The sequence below is a fragment of the Mucilaginibacter sp. P5_A4 genome (assembly GCF_056400605.1).
In genome coordinates this window covers 13,839-30,709 of record NZ_JBFUKX010000049.1, presented here as the reverse complement: position 1 = coordinate 30,709, position 16,871 = coordinate 13,839, and the positions used below count along the sequence as shown (strand labels likewise).

8 protein-coding genes are annotated in these 16,871 nt (G+C 41.6%); 3 read left to right on the top strand and 5 right to left on the bottom strand.

The genetic code is table 11. The features are described 5' to 3' along the window. Window positions 1-3: 3 nt before the first annotated feature. The 4 genes from AC1DQW_RS22755 to bglX all read right to left on the bottom strand — a co-directional run bounded on the left by AC1DQW_RS22755 (window position 4) and on the right by bglX (window position 11,930). Window positions 4-3,621 (bottom strand): VCBS repeat-containing protein, encoded by a 3,618-nt coding sequence (locus AC1DQW_RS22755; RefSeq protein WP_477456159.1) that lies wholly within the window; start codon window positions 3,619-3,621, stop codon window positions 4-6. 82 nt (window positions 3,622-3,703) lie between these two features. Then, complete coding sequence (locus AC1DQW_RS22750; protein ID WP_477456158.1) at window positions 3,704-5,476, bottom strand: RagB/SusD family nutrient uptake outer membrane protein; 1,773 nt, start codon at window positions 5,474-5,476, stop codon at window positions 3,704-3,706. Between the two features lie 24 nt (window positions 5,477-5,500). Beyond that, the gene (locus AC1DQW_RS22745) at window positions 5,501-8,686 is read right to left on the bottom strand and encodes a SusC/RagA family TonB-linked outer membrane protein (protein WP_477456157.1); all 3,186 of its coding nucleotides are present in this window, start codon (window positions 8,684-8,686) and stop codon (window positions 5,501-5,503) included. A gap of 931 nt (window positions 8,687-9,617) precedes the next feature. Then, on the bottom strand, window positions 9,618-11,930 hold the full coding sequence (gene bglX, locus AC1DQW_RS22740) for a beta-glucosidase BglX (RefSeq protein ID WP_477456156.1): 2,313 nt from the start codon (window positions 11,928-11,930) through the stop codon (window positions 9,618-9,620). 197 nt (window positions 11,931-12,127) lie between these two features. Here bglX and AC1DQW_RS22735 point away from each other — a divergent pair, with 197 nt between their 5' ends. Continuing rightward, entirely contained in the window at window positions 12,128-12,889 is a 762-nt protein-coding gene (locus tag AC1DQW_RS22735) for an NUDIX hydrolase (protein ID WP_477456155.1), read from the top strand. Window positions 12,890-13,099: 210 nt separating this feature from the next. Here the strand turns inward: AC1DQW_RS22735 and AC1DQW_RS22730 are convergent, their stop codons facing one another. Then, window positions 13,100-13,336 carry a hypothetical protein gene (locus AC1DQW_RS22730; protein WP_477456154.1) on the bottom strand — a complete coding sequence of 79 codons (237 nt, stop codon included), beginning with the start codon at window positions 13,334-13,336 and terminating at the stop codon, window positions 13,100-13,102. Window positions 13,337-13,481: 145 nt separating this feature from the next. Between AC1DQW_RS22730 and AC1DQW_RS22725 the strand changes: the two genes are divergently transcribed. Beyond that, the gene (locus tag AC1DQW_RS22725) at window positions 13,482-15,350 is read left to right on the top strand and encodes a M1 family metallopeptidase (RefSeq protein ID WP_477456153.1); all 1,869 of its coding nucleotides are present in this window, start codon (window positions 13,482-13,484) and stop codon (window positions 15,348-15,350) included. Window positions 15,351-15,463: 113 nt separating this feature from the next. Continuing rightward, window positions 15,464-16,762, top strand: coding sequence for a Na+/H+ antiporter NhaA (gene nhaA / locus AC1DQW_RS22720; protein WP_477456152.1), 1,299 nt, complete (start codon window positions 15,464-15,466; stop codon window positions 16,760-16,762). Window positions 16,763-16,871: the final 109 nt, after the last annotated feature.

The window sequence follows — 16,871 nt, the reverse complement described above, 5'->3', positions numbered from 1 at the left end:
TAATTAATTAAGCTGAACGGTTCGTTGATGGCCATAGCTATCAGTGATGGTTACTGATGCCATATTACCTTCAATATTAAAAAATCTGCCCGATTGCGACAAGAAAGAACTGCCATTATAAAACTCCTGCCTGGTGATTTTACCATTTTTGTATTTTATGGTAGCAAAAGCATCCAAAGGTTGTAAACTCACCGTTTTTACGGGGCGTTTAAGTTCAAATAATTTCATCATGTCGCGGTTTTGGGTGGCAGCTAAAAGATAATTACCCTTAGCTCCCCTTAACTTAACCAGGGCTTTGCCATCGCCGGGGATGCACAACCCGCTTTGTAAAATGCTAAGCGGTTTAAAATTGCCTTTGCCATCACCCTTAAGTATCAACCCGTTAAAAGCATCATAGCGTCCGGTTGCAACTTCGGTACCATAATCGTTTCCGTTTAAAGCCACATCCAGGTTACCATCGCCATCAAAATCATCAACGGTTATACCGCAAAGTGCCGACATCTGAGCGTCTATTGGCAAAGGTAAAGCTGTAAATTTACCGCCACCATCATTACGTAAATAACATGATTGCAGGTAATTCACTTTTAGCCTGATGGCGCCTTCACGCATTTTCGGGGTAATTACGGTATCCATGGTAGCTACAGCGAACGACTTATAATTTTGGTATTTTATCCTCATGCTAATCATCTGTTTCACAATATCATCGCGTCCAAAAGCCGGAAACTCCTGCTTCACCCCTTGCTGATCGTTCAGGAAAACAGATGGAAAAGCGTCATAGCTGCCATTGTTATCAAAATCTTTAGCGGTTATATAAATCGGGTATTGATCTGAAGCCTTGTAGAATGTGTTAAGCCCGGTATTGCCAACTATATAATCAATATCTCCGTCATGATCAAAATCGCCTGCGGCAATGGTGTTCCACCAGCCTAATTTATCCTGCACGCCAGTATTTGCTGTTATATTTTTATATACGCCCTTATCGTTTTCAAGGAAAGTTATCGGCATCCATTCACCGGTAAGTATAAGGTCGGGCCAACCATCATTATTAAAATCGGTAAAGGTGGCATCACATACCAGGCCGATATTTTTTAATCCCGGTGCCGCCGATGATGATACATCAGTAAATTTTATAACACCACTCTTACTATCGTTACGCAATACAAAGCTTGATACCGGTTTAGGGTAGTTCCATGGATCCACACGGCCGGATACAAACAGATCGAGCTTGCCATCGTGGTTAAAGTCGGCCGCCTTTACACATAGCTTACTGGTAAGATTTTTTGGTAAGGCATCTGGCTGCAGCGTAAAATTACCTTTTCCATCGTTTAAGTAAAACCTGTCCTGGTAATTGGCAGATCCCGGCTGGGTTTCAAAACCACCACTGGCTATATACAAATCCAGCTTGCCATCGCCATTGGCATCAAATAATAGCAAACCTTCGTCCTTTGCACCAGCTACCTGTGCCAGGTAGGCCCCCATATCCATAGGGTTGATGGCCGGCACTTTTACCTTTGACTGCGGCAAAAGATCGCGCTGTTTAAATTTCCCATCGGCCTGCTGCAACAATAACTGTGCTGGGTTTAACGTAGTACCGCCAACTATCATATCATCAAAACCGTTACCATCTACATCGCCGACTGCTACGGCAGGGGTGTACTGTGATAATTTATGCGGAATTAATTTTTGTACGTTAAAATCGATATAATCCTTTTCCTTATGTTTATAGGTAATACCTGCCAATTTTGTTACCTCGCGGAACAAGGAATTGGTATTTAGCACGGGTACTTTAAAGGTATAAGGCTCCCTGGCATCAGCCATATTTACTTTAATGGTTTGATTGGTCTTAACATCCTTCAAAACCTGTTTTTTACCGTTATCCCATCGTATCACTACCGAATCGAGCCGGGTTGTTTTGCCTAAACCAAAATGTGCAATATTTTGAATGGTTGATAAATAGCCACGGTAAGGTGTATTTTCATATACCTGTTGTTTGCCATGGTCATAATAAATATTGGCGAAAGCGCCAATGCCGCCCAGGTTTTGCAGACCGCCGTGAAATTGTATGTGTAAATAGTTGTTTTCAGTTTTATTTTTTTCGCGGGCTGTGTTTTTGTAGATGAAAGCTTCGTCATCAATATTATTGATGATCATATCCATAGTTCCATCATTGTCCAGGTCGGCATAAGCCGCACCGTTTGAAAACGAAGGCGCATCAAGCCCCCAGCTTTTGGTTACATCTGTAAACTGCAGCCCATCGGTATTTTTAAATGCATAGTTGGGTATTTTCACAATCGGGATCTGGTCGAGGATCTGTTTGCTTGAAGCAATTGCATAAGCCCTGTCCCTGAATGTAATAAAATCATGATCGGTAACGTCGCGGGGATAACCGTTGGTTATAATTAAATCGCGCAAGCCGTCGTTATCAAAATCGGTGAGCATGGGTCCCCAGCTCCAGTCTGTTTGGCCTACGCCGCTTAAAAAAGCAGTTTCGCTAAATATCGGCGCACCTATTGAATCATTCTGGCCCAGGCGCGGGCCTCTGTTAATTTGTAAAGTATTACGTGTATATTGATATTGCTGACCATAATGATCAAAGTTTTGAAAAATCTGGTAATTATTGGCGGGCATGAACATCTTTTTACGATAGTTATCCTCGGGGTTCATATCAACCTCAAAAACATCGGCAAGGCCATCGTTATTTACATCCTCAATATCCTGCCCCATAGCACTAAAGGCTGTGTGCTTAAAATATTCTTTTGATCTATCGGTAAAAGTGCCGTCGCCGTTATTAACATACAGGATGTTATCGGGTAAAAAATCATTGGTTACATAAATATCTTTCCATCCATCCTTGTTTATATCAACAATACTGCTGGCATGGCCATAACCTTCAATGGTTATTCCGGCCTGTTTAGATACATTGGTAAATACGGGGTGTTTTAACGCGGCGTTCCAATCGTTACGGTAAAGCCTGCCTGTACTGCGGTGGCTGCCATCCTTAATTACCGGCCTGAAAACGCTTTGATTATCGCTGGCTATAGCTTCATTAACGGTAAGGTACATGTCCAGGTCGCCATCGTTATCATAATCAAAAAACGAGGCCATGGTGGAATGTACGTTAATATCCAGGCCATATTCCTTAGCCATTTCTTTAAAAACAGGTATACCATCCTTACCTGTGCCCTGGTTCACATAAAGCAGGTTGATCCTTTTAACAGAGTCATCCAATAAAGTATTACATACATAAATATCGGCAAGGCCATCATTATTAATATCAACAACAGCCACTCCCCTGCCCCAGCCGCCTTTGCCGCCTACGCCTGCTTTGGCTGTTATATCCTCAAACTTCATATCTCCTTTGTTTAGATATAACCTGTTTGATACGGTGTTACCTACAAAATATATATCCTGCAAGCCATCATTGTTAAAATCACCTATGCCTACGCCGCCGCCGTTATAGAGGTTAAGCTTGGTAAGGGGGTTTATTTTATCATCCTCAACTATGGTATTGCTAAAAGTAATACCCGATTGTGATGATGGAATCAATTTAAACAATGTTGGTTTTTCGCAGCCTGTTAGCAAACATATAAACAGGCAACTTAAAAGGAATATATACTTCATGAATTTTGAGCAGTAGGCTATAAAAAAAGGTGGAGATAATTATCTCCACCTAAATTAGAATAATTGAACCGGTTATCAAAAATTAATAACCAGGATTTTGTTTTAACACAATTGGGCCTTTTGAGTTTGAAATGTCAATCTCATTCTGAGGAATAGGACGATATTCATCCTGATTTTGCGTAAAATGAGCATCTTTCAATGTAATATCAATACTCTTATCGCTTGCAAAGAATGCATTGATCTCAGCTGCCTGGTAAGCGCTACCCCAACGTTGTAAGTCAAAGAAACGGTGGCCTTCCATGGCTAACTCAATTTTACGTTCAAAACGTACAGCTTTACGTGCATACTCCTGGGTTGGGAATGAAGTGTAAAGACCAACTTTGTAGTTAGCTGCCTTTGTAGTTTGAACAGTATAAATTGATTTAGAAGCATCATAAGGGGAGTTTAAATAAACCCAGCCAGATGGGATAGCCGCGCGGGAACGTACTTGGTTAACCAGTGACATTGCGGTTGCAATACTACCTGTTTCAACTTCGCATTCTGCTGCCCATAAAATAATATCAGCATAACGGATGAGGTTAACGTTGTTTGATGTGGTTAAAGCGGCAGTCCAGGTATTTTCTGTACTGGTATTGGTACCTACTTCGCTTTTTGAGTATACATTCTTTCTAGGGCTGAAATGACCATCAGATCCCGGGTTACGAATCCATGCATCACCTGGGTGCGGCCCCCAGTCAAGGTAAGGAATCCCTTTACGGCCCATGGTAATATCAATACGCGGATCAAGTGTACCAGTGTAAGTTACATCGGTTACAACAGGCCCTGAGTTAAAATCATCAAGCAATGGCAAACCTGTTGTAGGATCAGTTTTATAAGAGTTTGCTAACCATTGCGATGGATTAAAGAAACCGCAGCAGCCACCAGGACCACCACCACCATAAGGGAAATTAAGGTTATCGGCCTGGTTACCGTTATTACCCAGTGAACCGTCATTTACCGATGCCTGAACAGCGAATACAGATTCAGCACTGTTTTTCTGACCGGCCTGGGGGCTAAAGTTCTGCTGAAAATGATCATTCAACGCATATTTTTGCCCGCCAGCTGTTTGACCAGAAAGCATCAATGTGGCTAAGTAAGGTTTTGCATCGGTATATTTAGCCTGGGCCATATAAACCTTTGCCAAATAAGCCATTGCAGCATATTTATTGGCACGGCCTCTTTGAGCTTGAGCCTCGGGAAGATTATCCATAGCTGCTTTAAAATCAGCTTCAATCATTGGATAAATATCCTTATCGTTAGGAACGCTCCCTGCATTCTTTAATTCAATGGTTTCATCTACATATGGAACCATAAAAAAGTTACGACGTAGTTCAAAAAAGAAATAACCTCTTAAAAACCTTGCCTCTGCTGTAATTTCTTTGATATCATCAGCAGTAAGGTCTTTAGCGTTTGGTATACCACGTAAAACGTCATTTGCACGTTGAACGCCATCATATAAAGATAAATACTTACCATTAATAAAGGCATTGGTGGCCGGCAGGTTAAATGATGCAACCGGGGTTTGATCGTTAGCACCATCTGATGGGTCAGATCCCTTATAGGCATCACCACCGGTGATACTGCCAAACATCCAGTTTGATGGGGCTGCGGATTGGCCAGTACCGGCTCCACCATAACCATCGAGCTCAGAATACGCACCTATTAATAAACTTTCAACACCAGCTTTATTCGATAATAACGATGGGTCAATTTTGCCAATTGGTTGCTTATCCAGAAAGCTTTTCTTACATGCATAAACTGTACATATTAACAGCGCACACAGCGGGATAATTAATTTTAATTGAAATTTTTTCATGATCTTAATCTTATTAAAATATTTTTAAAACGTAGCCTGTACACCTAATAAATAAGTTTTTTGGTTTGCAGGATAGTTACCAAAATCAATACCGAAGTTGGTGTTATTGTTCAAATCAGACGGCTGAAGCTCTGGATCCATACCTTTATATTTAGTTATGGTAAACAGGTTAAGTGCCTGTACATATACTCTGAACCTTGATATACCAACTTGTTTGAGCTGTGCATTTGGAATGCTGTAACCCACAGTTAAGGTTTTCAATCTCAGGTATGAACCGCTTTCCATATAATATGAATTGAAAACAGCAGTGTTACTAAAGTTTGCAGCTGCAGTTAACACAGGAATCGAAGCGTTTTGATTAGTAGGTGTCCATGAATTAGCAACGATGCCTCTTGAAACGTTTCCTTTAAATACCTGTGGAAAATCTGTCCAGTATTTAATATAATTAATGTTTTTATTACCCTTTGAACCGTAAAAGAATGCGTTCAAATCAAAGTTTTTATAATTAGTATTGAATGTAAAACCGTAGGTAAAATCAGGGTTTGGATTACCGAAGAAAGTTCTGTCAGCTGATGTGATCTTATGATCTCCGTCGATATCGGCATATTTAAATAGACCTGGTGCAGCACTTTCCTGGGTAGCAGAGCTACTTACATCAGCTGCATCCCTGAACAATCCAACTACTTTGTAACCAAAAAACTCACCCAATGGCTGGCCAGGTTGCATCCTGGTAAAAGCAGCAATACGCGTTGAGCCACTACTTAGTTGATCGTAGTATTTTTTACCATCTGGCAAACTAACTACAAGACTTTTGTAGTGGGTAATGTTACCAGTAATATCATATTTGAAATCGCCTACACTACCATGATAAGTGATGTTAAAATCAAAACCTTTATTACTGATGTTTCCACCATTAATAAACGCAGGAGTTGCACCACCTTGAGGGGCAGCATTTTGAGGTCTGAACAGTAAGCCTTTAATATCTTTTTTGTAAAGTTCAAAACCCAACTCCAATTTATTATTAAGCAACGTTGCATCAAAACCTACGTTTGTAACAACATCCTGCTCCCAGGTAGTTAAAGCATTACCAATCTGGCTCCGATAAATACCTAAAACTGCACTACTGCCCGTTCCGGCTATATCATAGTAACCATTTTGAGGTCCGGCATCAAATAAGTTTGTTGCATTAGTAATACCAATATTACTGATCGAACCTAATTTACCCCAACCGCCACGTATTTTCAAATCGTTTAGCCAGCTGACATCTTTCATAAACGATTCCTGAGAGATTCTCCAACCACCGGTTACAGATGGGAATACACCAAAGCGACGTCCGGAAGCGAACACTGACGCTCCGTCACGACGTACAGTTGCACTTAACAGGTATCTGTCATTGTAAGCATAGTCTAACTTGCCAAATTGCGAATAAAGAGACCTGTAGTAAATAGCAGCATTGTTATTATTGTCGTTATTTGAGTTGCTTTGAGTTTTAGGATCTCCTGTATCTATGATAGTATACCCCGGATCAACCCCAACGCTATAGTTTGCCCTGCCAGCCCGCAAGCCACGGTTATTTATTTTATTTGCCTCAATACCTATCAAAACTTTAACATCGTGTTTGCCAAATTTCTGGCCGTAGTTAAGCGTATTTGTCCAAAGATATTGGCTCTTATAAACTGATCCTTCGGTAAAAGTATTAGGGTTCGCATTACCTTCCGCGTTCTCGATCGGTGTTGGGGTAAAGAAATAATAGTAAGAATTATCAAAAGTACCGCCAAAGCTTGTACGTACCATAAAATGTTTCATGATGTCAACTTCTGCAAAAACATTACCGGTCATTTGCCAATCATTCCCACGATTACTTTTCTGACGTGTTTGTATTGCAAATGGGTTTGATGCATTACCTAAACCTTCGGCCCTTGTACCTGCAAAGTTTCCGGCCTCGTCATAAATCGGGATAACCGGAGGTTCGCGATAAGTATGAGATATCGCATTACCTTCATTTTGATTACCAACGCCTGGATTATCTTTATAGAACATATAGGCATTTTCGCCAATACGAATATGATCACCAATTGCAAAATTGGTATTTATACGCAGGGCATAACGTTTTAAATAAGTGTTTAGCAAAGTACCTTGTTCATTTAAATAATTTGCCGACATTAAGTAGTTTGATTTATCGCTACCACCGCTTGCCGTAATGTTATGGAAAGTTCGTGGAGCCGATTTGAATACTTCATGAAACCAATCGGTACCGGTTTTATTTGTTTTAGTAATCTGGTTGTCTGGAATGTTATAGGTGGAGATATTCGTTTTGGGAGCACCTGAAGCTGCTTTGGTTGGTATAATGTAATCAGGAAGTACAGCTCTGCCATTTGTACCAACAAACTGAGCGCTACCAACTGATCTTAACATTGCATCAGCATATTCCTGGCTACCCGCAAGGTGAAAACCATCGCTAAGTGGCTTTTGGCTGCCATAGTAAGCATCATATGTGATAGTAGCCTTACCGGATTTCCCTTTTTTAGTAGTAATTACAACCACACCGTTTGAACCTTGTACACCATAGATAGCTGCAGAACCCGCATCTTTCAATACCTGGATAGATTCGATGTCGTTAGCGTTAACATCATTAAAGTTACCCTGAACTCCGTCAATTACATAAAGCGGACTTGAGTTACCAATTGATGTAATACCGCGCACACGTACAGCACTACCACCACCTGGTGCGCCATTGTTAACTACTGTAACACCCGAAGCCTGGCCTTGCAATAACGCAGCTGCCTGGCCGCCCGGTACAGTTTTTAAGTTGGCAACGTTTACAACAGCAACCGAACCGGTGATGTCTTTTTTTCGTTGCGTACCGTAACCTGTTACCACTACCTCGTTCAGTGCATTGCTGCCTGCAACTAAGGTAACTGCAATTGTTGTACTGGCGCCAACTTTAACTTCGCTGGTTTGGTAACCAATGTACGATACTACCAGCGTTTGGCCGGGGCTTAATGTAAGGGTGAATTCACCGTTAACATCTGTTACAGCGCCCGTAGTAGATCCCTGGATACGTACCGACGCTCCAATGATTGGTAATTTGTCATCGCTGCCGATAACTTTACCCTTGTACTTTGTTTGGGCTGTAACTACCAATGAAGAAACTAAGCAGCATAGTAGCACGCATAGGAATCTTCCTTTTAGGAGTAAACTTTTAAACATGAGATTGAGATTTAGTTGATTAATATATTTGATTTAAGATCTTGTGTTCTATTTGGTGTTTTTTAAGTTTGCAATTGAACTATAACATGCCTCGCAATGATTTTTTTGGTGAGAACAAAAAAACCGGGAGGCTGGCTCACAAAAAGGCGCCAGGCAAAAAATGAAGATTTCAAAGTGTTGGAATGTAAAAGTCTAATCATAAATGAACTTCCTGTAACAAATTTAACCTGTCCCCGTTACCCTTTTTCATGTTCCTTAAATACTAAGGTATACACTACTAAATGTTATAATAATATCAGAATTTGCATTGTTTCTGGCGTTCCAGAAATTTATATTGGCTATGCAACTAATGTAATGAGAGTGTATTGTTTACACAAGTGAAAAGTGCAGATTTACAAATTAATTATCTATACAACCTTTAAGGCGTTAAAATCACAAATTGTGAATATTTTATTAACAAATCATTAATAAAAAGACCACTTATTTAAAATTTTTATAAAGTGAAAATTCTGCTGTTACGGATAATGCATCATCAAAATCATGCGTTAAGCATTTATATTGGTACAAAGTGGTTTTATCCTTTGGAATTTCCCCCCTGTTGATGTTATAAAAATGTTACACAATTTACTGCTGCTAAATGTTAAAATATCATCATAATTAAACAGTAATGTCATTGCAACATTTATTATTTTACGGATTTATAAATGTAGCAGGAACATTTATAAATAAAATAATAAATGTTCCTGCTACATTTATTTACAGGCAAACATAACACGGATATTTGTCAAAAAATGCCTTTCCACTAAAAAGCGCTATGCATTTTAAATGTATAGCGCTTTTTAGTTAAATATATTCACCCTTATAAGTCAAGGGACCATATAAGACATTATATATTATTATTAAAAAATATTTCAACAATAATTTCCATATCCTACTTACTCCACCACACAGATGCTATATGAGTATCACTTGAATTGGTGCCAATTTGTACAACAAATTCGCCCGGTTCCCAATCATATTTTAACTGGCTGTTGTAAAATTTTAATTGCCCGGGAGTTATTGCAAATGATACCTCTTTAGCCTCACCTGGCTGCAGGCTTATCTTTTTAAAATTCTTCAATTCTTTTACCGAACGGCTAACAGAAGCTGCAGGATCACTGATGTATAATTGAACTACTTCCTCGCCTGCGTATTTACCGGTATTGGTGACCGTTACGGTGGCGGTTAAGGTGTCATTTCCTTTTAATTTGGTTTTACTTAGTTTAACATCACTGTAACCAAATGTGGTGTAACTTAAACCATAACCAAACGGATAAAGCGGATCATTTGAGATATCCAGATAGTTTGATTTAAATTTAGATGGCCCCTTACCATCATAAGGCCTACCGGTATTTTTGTGGTTATAATAAATAGGGATCTGCCCTACGCTGCGCGGGAAGGTAGCGGTAATTTTACCGGCGGGATTATAATCGCCAAATAAAACATCGGCTATTGCATTGCCGGCTTCGGTGCCTGGCGCCCAAACATCAAGTATGGCGCTGGCATGGTCGTTTTCCCAGGTTAAGGTAAGCGGGCGACCGTTAAACAAAACAATAACAAGCGGTTTTCCTGTTTTGGCCAGGGCTTTCAACAGGTTCTTCTGGCTTTCGGGAATATCAATATCAGCCCGGCTTGATGATTCGCCCGACATGCTTTGCGACTCGCCTACTACCGCCACAATTACATCCGATTTTTTAGCGGCTTCAACAGCGTCGGCAATCATTTCATCAACAGGCTTTTTATCCAGGGTTACCATTTGCTGGCCAAAAAAATTAAGCCTGTTTATAAAGCTAAGGTCATCGGTAATGTTTGATCCTTTTGCGTAGTTGATTGTCACGTTATTGCCAGCCACGTTTTTAATACCCTGCATCACACTAATTGATTTTTCCCATTCGCCGGCCACTACCCAGGTGCCCAGCATATCGCGCTGGTTATCGGCCAGCGGACCAACCAATGCAATACTTCCGCCTTTTTTAAGCGGCAGGGTTTGCGCATCATTCTTTAATAATACAAATGAATGTTTAGAAACATTACGGGCAATACCGCGGTTTCCGGGCGTTAACACATCGGTGGCTTCCCTTGCCGTGTTAATAGATTTATAGGCATTATCAAACAGGCCCAATTTGTATTTCGCTTCAAGCACACGGCGGCAGGCCAGATCAATATCCGCCTGGCTTATTTTACCTTCTTTTAACGATTTTTTAAGCGTTGTTAAAAAGCCTTCGCCAACCATATCCATATCCAGTCCGGCTTTTAATGCAAGTGCCGATACCGTTTGCAAATCGCCAAGACCATGGGCTTCCATTTCGTTAACAGCCGTATAATCTGATACTACAAAACCTTTAAACCCCCATTGCTTACGCAGTAAATCGGTTAATAACCATTGGTTGCCTGTGGCAGGTATACCATCAATAGTATTAAATGAGCTCATGAAACTGCCCGCGCCTGCATCAACAGCAGCCTTATAAGGAGGCAGGTAATCCTGGTACATTTTAATGCGGCTCATATCAACCGTATTGTATTCTCTCCCGGCTTCGGCCCCGCCATATAATGCGAAGTGTTTTACGCAGGCCATAACTGCATCGGCATTTTTCATGCTGCTGCCCTGGTAACCCTGTACCATCGCTTTGGCCACCTCCCCTCCGTACCAGGGATCTTCGCCCGATCCTTCGGAGATCCGCCCCCAGCGGGCATCCCTTGCAATATCAACCATTGGCGAAAACACCCAGTTTAGCCCTTCGGCCGTGGCTTCTTTAGCAGCTATCTGGGCCGATTGTTTAATCAAACCCATATCCCAGGTAGCCGACATCCCTAAAGGGATAGGGAAAATGGTACGGTGCCCGTGTATAACATCCAAACCAAATATAAGGGGAATGTGCAGCCTTGATTTTTTAACGGCCACGTCCTGTACTTCTCTCACCTTGTCGGCGCCCCAAATGCCAAATACACCACCAATGGCGCCATTTTTAATTTTGTCTTCAACTCCCTTATTTACCACTGAACCTGTTGTTGCTGCACCGCTGGTTACCAGGTTAAGCTGACCAATTTTTTCGTCGGGTGTCATTTTCTTCATCAAGCCACTCACAAAAACATTCATTTTCGTGTCCACGGTTTGGGTTTGGGCCGATACCTTATTAAAAGGTAGCAACACCACACAAAGCGGAATAACTCTGGCTATAAGTTGAGTTGAAAAATTTTTGTTCATTTTTTTAATTTACGTTGTAGGAAGATTAATTAACAGAATTTGATAGGTAAAAGCGCAATATGCCCCTTGTATAACTACTTAATTAAAAATTATCGTTTATAATTGGCTATAATACAGCAACAAACTTATTGTGTATAAAGTACACAATAGTAATTATTATAATTAAATAATCAAACTATTTTTGTAGAATAGCGCAAATGTTAAGCAAACAAGAACTAATTGAGTACTGTAACGAGGCCCGTAAAACCTACCTTGAGCATATTTCTATTGACTGCGTGGTTTTTGGTTTTCACGAAGGGCAAATGAAAGTGCTGCTGTTAAAAAACCATAACGAGGAAAAATGGTACCTGCCCGGCGGCTTTGTGCTTAAGCGCGAACCTATTGAAATGGCGGCCAACCGCATACTACGTGAACGCACGGGCCTTGATGAGATCTTTTTGCAGCAATTTCATGTTTTTGGTGATCCGGATAGGTCAAAGGTGCATAATGAGATGTATGCCGATATGCTGCCGCCCGAGCAAAACTGGTTCTCGAACAGGTTTTTAACTATAGGCTATTATGCCTTGGTCGACTTTTTTGAAGTAACACCAAAAGCCGACCGTTTCTCGGAGCTATGCGGCTGGCGCGACCTGGATGATATGCCCGAACTACAGCTGGATCATTCCCTGATATTTAAAACCGCTTTGGATACCCTGCGCCTGCAGCTAAACTATCAGCCTATTGGCTATAACCTGATGCCAAAGGAATTTACCATGCCCGAGCTGCAAAAACTGTACGAAACCATACTGGATAAAAAACTTGACCGGCGCAATTTTCAGCGCCGCATATTAGGCTTTGGCATCCTGAACCGTGCCGAGCAACCCCGTAAGGGAGGAGCACATAAGGCCCCGTATTTATACTCCTTCGATCTGAAGAATTATAGCAATGCTTTAACTGAGGGTTTTAAGGGGGGATGGTAGAGATTATACCCATGACATATTTGCAAAAAAGCCTTTTGTCATGCTGAACGGAGTGAAGCATCTATTATACGCCATGCTTCTTCGCCCTGTACAGTCTCCGGATAGATCCTTCACTCCGTTCAGGATGACAACCTTTTAAAACGCATTTCCACTTCAGAGTTCCCGGACTTTAGTTCTCGCAATCACGATCTATTCACTTAATTTAAAATTCTATTCCGACACATACTCCAGCTTCACCTGCACATTTAAACTTTCGTTCATTTTGGCAAACTGGCCCGAGTTACGGGTAAAATCGGCATCGGTATCCATATACATATTGGTTATTTTAACCATTTCGGGGTGCTTATCGGTGCCTATATTATAGGTAAGGCCCTGGCCACTCTCTAAACTTTCTTTAAGTTCGAGGTATTGCCTGCCTGTAATGATGATCATTTTTTCTGCAGTCATTGTAATTCAATTTATAATTGGAAATACTTAAACAGGCTGATAATGGTTTAGCCGGATGTAATAATAACGTACTAACAGCTAAATACAACCGCTTTATTTTCCTGTTTATTATATTTACCTCAAATATAACTGATAATCTGGCTTCATGATCAACCTTAAAAAATTACTCCCTGTAGTTTTACTATTGGGCACTACCATAGCATCGGCACAAATAACTTTACCTATAACCACTACCCTGCAAAAAACCTATACCAAAGGCACACGTACCAAAGGTGGTGCGCCTGGTATAAATTACTGGCAAAACACGGCAAACTATACTATAAAAGTAAATTTCGACCCTAAAACCCGCTTGCTTAGCGGCACAGTTGGTATCGATTATATCAATAACAGTCCCGATACACTTAAAAAAATCCAGTTTAAGCTTTATCCCAATATTTATCAAAAGGGTGCAATACGGGATATGGCGGTATCGCCAAACGACCTTACGGATGGCGTACAGATCAGATCGATGAGCATGGATAATAAGGTATTGGATAGTGCAAAACGCCACATCAGCGGCACCAACATGGAGGTAAAGGTGCAGCCTGTCAGTCCTAAACAAAAAGTTCATTTAGATATTTCCTACTCCTACACACTTAACAAAACATCACATATCCGCACCGGGCAGATAGATGATGGCGCTTTCTTTATAGCCTACTTTTTTCCGCGGGTTGCTGTTTATGATGATATTGATGGCTGGAACGAATACCCTTATGTAGGTTCGCAGGAGTTTTACAATGATTTTTGCCATTTCAGTGCCGAGATCACTGTTCCCGGCGATTACCAGGTTTGGGCAACCGGTGATCTTAAAAACCCCGATGAGGTTTACAATCCCAAATACGTAAAACTGATAACCGCAGCGGGCAAGGATGATAAGGTAACTGATATTATTACCGAAGCGGATTTGGCGGCAGGGGATATAACTAAAAAGAACCTTACCAATACCTGGAAATTTGAGGCCGATAGTGTTACCGATCTGGCCTTTGCCACCAGTAATCATTACATCTGGAAGGCAAGCAGCCTGGTTGTTGATCAAAAAACCGGCAGGCGTACCCGTGTAGATGCGGTATTTAACCCTACCCATAAGGATTACTTTGCGGTAGTAAATTATGCCCGCAAAACGGTAGAAACCATGAGCTATAAATTCCCTAAATGGCCTTACCCATACCCGCATGAAACCGTTTTTGACGGCCTGGACCAGATGGAGTACCCCATGATGGTAAATGACAACCCGCTGGATCAAACCGAGGATGCCATAGAATTAACCGACCATGAGATCTTCCATACCATGTTCCCCTTTTATATGGGAATTAACGAAACCAAGTATGGCTTTATGGACGAGGGCTGGGCAACTATTGGCGAATGGCTTATTAGCCCGGAGATTGACCCTACAATTGTAGATCTTTATGGCATGGGCGCGGTAAATGTTTCTGCAGGATCTGAGCAGGATTTACCGATCATGACACTTACCCCCGCGTTAACAGGCGTTGGCAAATTCACCGATAATTACCCTAAACCCGGCCTGGGATACCTGTACGTAAAAGAAATGCTGGGCGATAAACTGTTTACCAAAGCCCTGCACAACTACATCGGCCTGTGGCATGGCAAACACCCCATGCCGCACGACTTTTTTAATTGTATGAACGCCGGAGCGGGCATCAACATGAACTGGTTCTGGAAAAACTGGTTTTTTGATAATGGAATACCCGACCTTGCCATTAGCAAAGTAACCCATGCGGCATCAAAGTATACCGTTACCATTGCCAGCATAGGCAACAAGGCAGTACCCATACATCTCACCGTTTTTTATACAGATGGCAGCAAGCAATTGGTGGGCAAAAGCATTGCAGCGTGGGCAAAAGGCAACAAAACAACCACGCTGAGTTTCATTGCAAAAGGGGCAATAAAACAAATCTTGCTGGGCACCACTTATGATGCTGATGCAGATAAAAAGAATAATATTTGGAAACCCTGAGGTTGGAGCAAGGATTTTGTGAGTAAAGATAAAGGACAGGTAAAATAGAATCAGGAAGTAACAGTCCCTCTGTCTTGATACTTGATACTAACTACTTGATACTAAAAAAAATAATGAGGCAAAAACTACCAATTGATAAATTCACCGAGCCGGTAAGTAAGTTCATACACCAGGAGCATACCAGCGGGATAGTGCTTTTTATCAGTGTTTTGGCGGCTATTATTTGGGTAAATTCCCCGTTCGCGCATTCATACCATCAGGTTTGGGATATTAAAATTTCACTGGGCTTTGGGGGCTATGTGCTCGATCATCCATTGCACCTTTGGATAAACGACGGCCTGATGGCGGTATTTTTCTTTGTGATAGGCCTGGAGCTGAAACGGGAATTTATGGCCGGCGAGCTATCTACCTTAAAAAAAGCCTCGCTGCCCATGGTAGCCGCTTTGGGCGGGATGCTGGTGCCTGCCCTCATTTACTTTTTCATTAACAAAGGTACAAATGCCGAACATGGCTGGGGTATCCCTATGGCTACAGATATTGCCTTCGCTCTTGCACTTCTATCTATAGCGGGCAAGCAGGTCCCATCCTCGGTAAAAGTGTTTTTATCGGCTTTGGCCGTGGCCGACGATTTGGGTGCCGTATTGGTGATTGCCATATTTTATAGCTCGCATATTGCGCTTGTGCCATTAACTATTGGGGTTTGGCTATTGGTGATATTACTCATTGGCAATAAACTGGGCATCCGCAGTATTGTTTTTTATTTGGTGATAGGCTTCGCGGTTTGGGTAGCATTTCTACTCTCGGGCGTGCACGCTACCATAGCCGGTGTACTGGTAGCCTTTACTATCCCCGCGCGTACACGCATCAACGAGAAAAGCTATGCCGAAAGCCTGAAGAAATTGTTATTCGATTTTGAAAAACAGATCCCCAACAACAGCACCCTTACCACATCCGAGCAACACCATACCATCGAAAAAATAAAAGAACTAAGCATGGATGCCGAAACACCGCTGCAAAAAGTAGAGCACGCCCTGCATCCCTGGGTAGCTTTTATAGTAATGCCGCTGTTTGCGCTTGCAAATGCCGGGATCATTATTGGCGCCGGTTTCTTTACATCGTTGCTTAACCCGGTAAGTATGGGCGTAGCCATTGGTTTGCTTGCAGGTAAATTTGCAGGCGTTTTACTGGCAACCTGGCTAATGGTTAAATTTGGCGCGCAGCTACCCGCAAAAGCCAGCTGGAAACAAATTACAGGCGTAGCTCTGTTAGCCGGGGTTGGTTTCACCATGTCGCTTTTTATCTCTGGTCTGGCATTTACCCATCCCGAAATGGTTGACCAGGCTAAGTATGGGATCTTGCTGGCATCGCTATTGGCGGGAATTTTGGGGGTGATTGTGTTGAAGAAATCTTGATGATTGTTTGAACCGGGATTTTATCTGAACCGGAATTAAACGAATTATAGAATTTACAGAATTTTGACCACAGTGGTTTAGCTTATGGTCGGTATTAATCTTCTTGTCT

Excerpts from the sequence above, each read along its gene's own strand:
- AC1DQW_RS22755 (WP_477456159.1), bottom strand. The coding sequence starts at position 3,621 with ATGAAGTATATATTCCTTTTAAGTTGCCTGTTTATATGTTTGCTAACA.
- AC1DQW_RS22750 (WP_477456158.1), bottom strand. The coding sequence starts at position 5,476 with ATGAAAAAATTTCAATTAAAATTAATTATCCCGCTGTGTGCGCTGTTA.
- AC1DQW_RS22730 (WP_477456154.1), bottom strand. The coding sequence starts at position 13,336 with ATGACTGCAGAAAAAATGATCATCATTACAGGCAGGCAATACCTCGAA.
- nhaA (WP_477456152.1), top strand. The coding sequence starts at position 15,464 with ATGAGGCAAAAACTACCAATTGATAAATTCACCGAGCCGGTAAGTAAG.
- bglX (WP_477456156.1), bottom strand. The coding sequence starts at position 11,930 with ATGAACAAAAATTTTTCAACTCAACTTATAGCCAGAGTTATTCCGCTT.
- AC1DQW_RS22725 (WP_477456153.1), top strand. The coding sequence starts at position 13,482 with ATGATCAACCTTAAAAAATTACTCCCTGTAGTTTTACTATTGGGCACT.
- AC1DQW_RS22745 (WP_477456157.1), bottom strand. The coding sequence starts at position 8,686 with ATGTTTAAAAGTTTACTCCTAAAAGGAAGATTCCTATGCGTGCTACTA.
- AC1DQW_RS22735 (WP_477456155.1), top strand. The coding sequence starts at position 12,128 with ATGTTAAGCAAACAAGAACTAATTGAGTACTGTAACGAGGCCCGTAAA.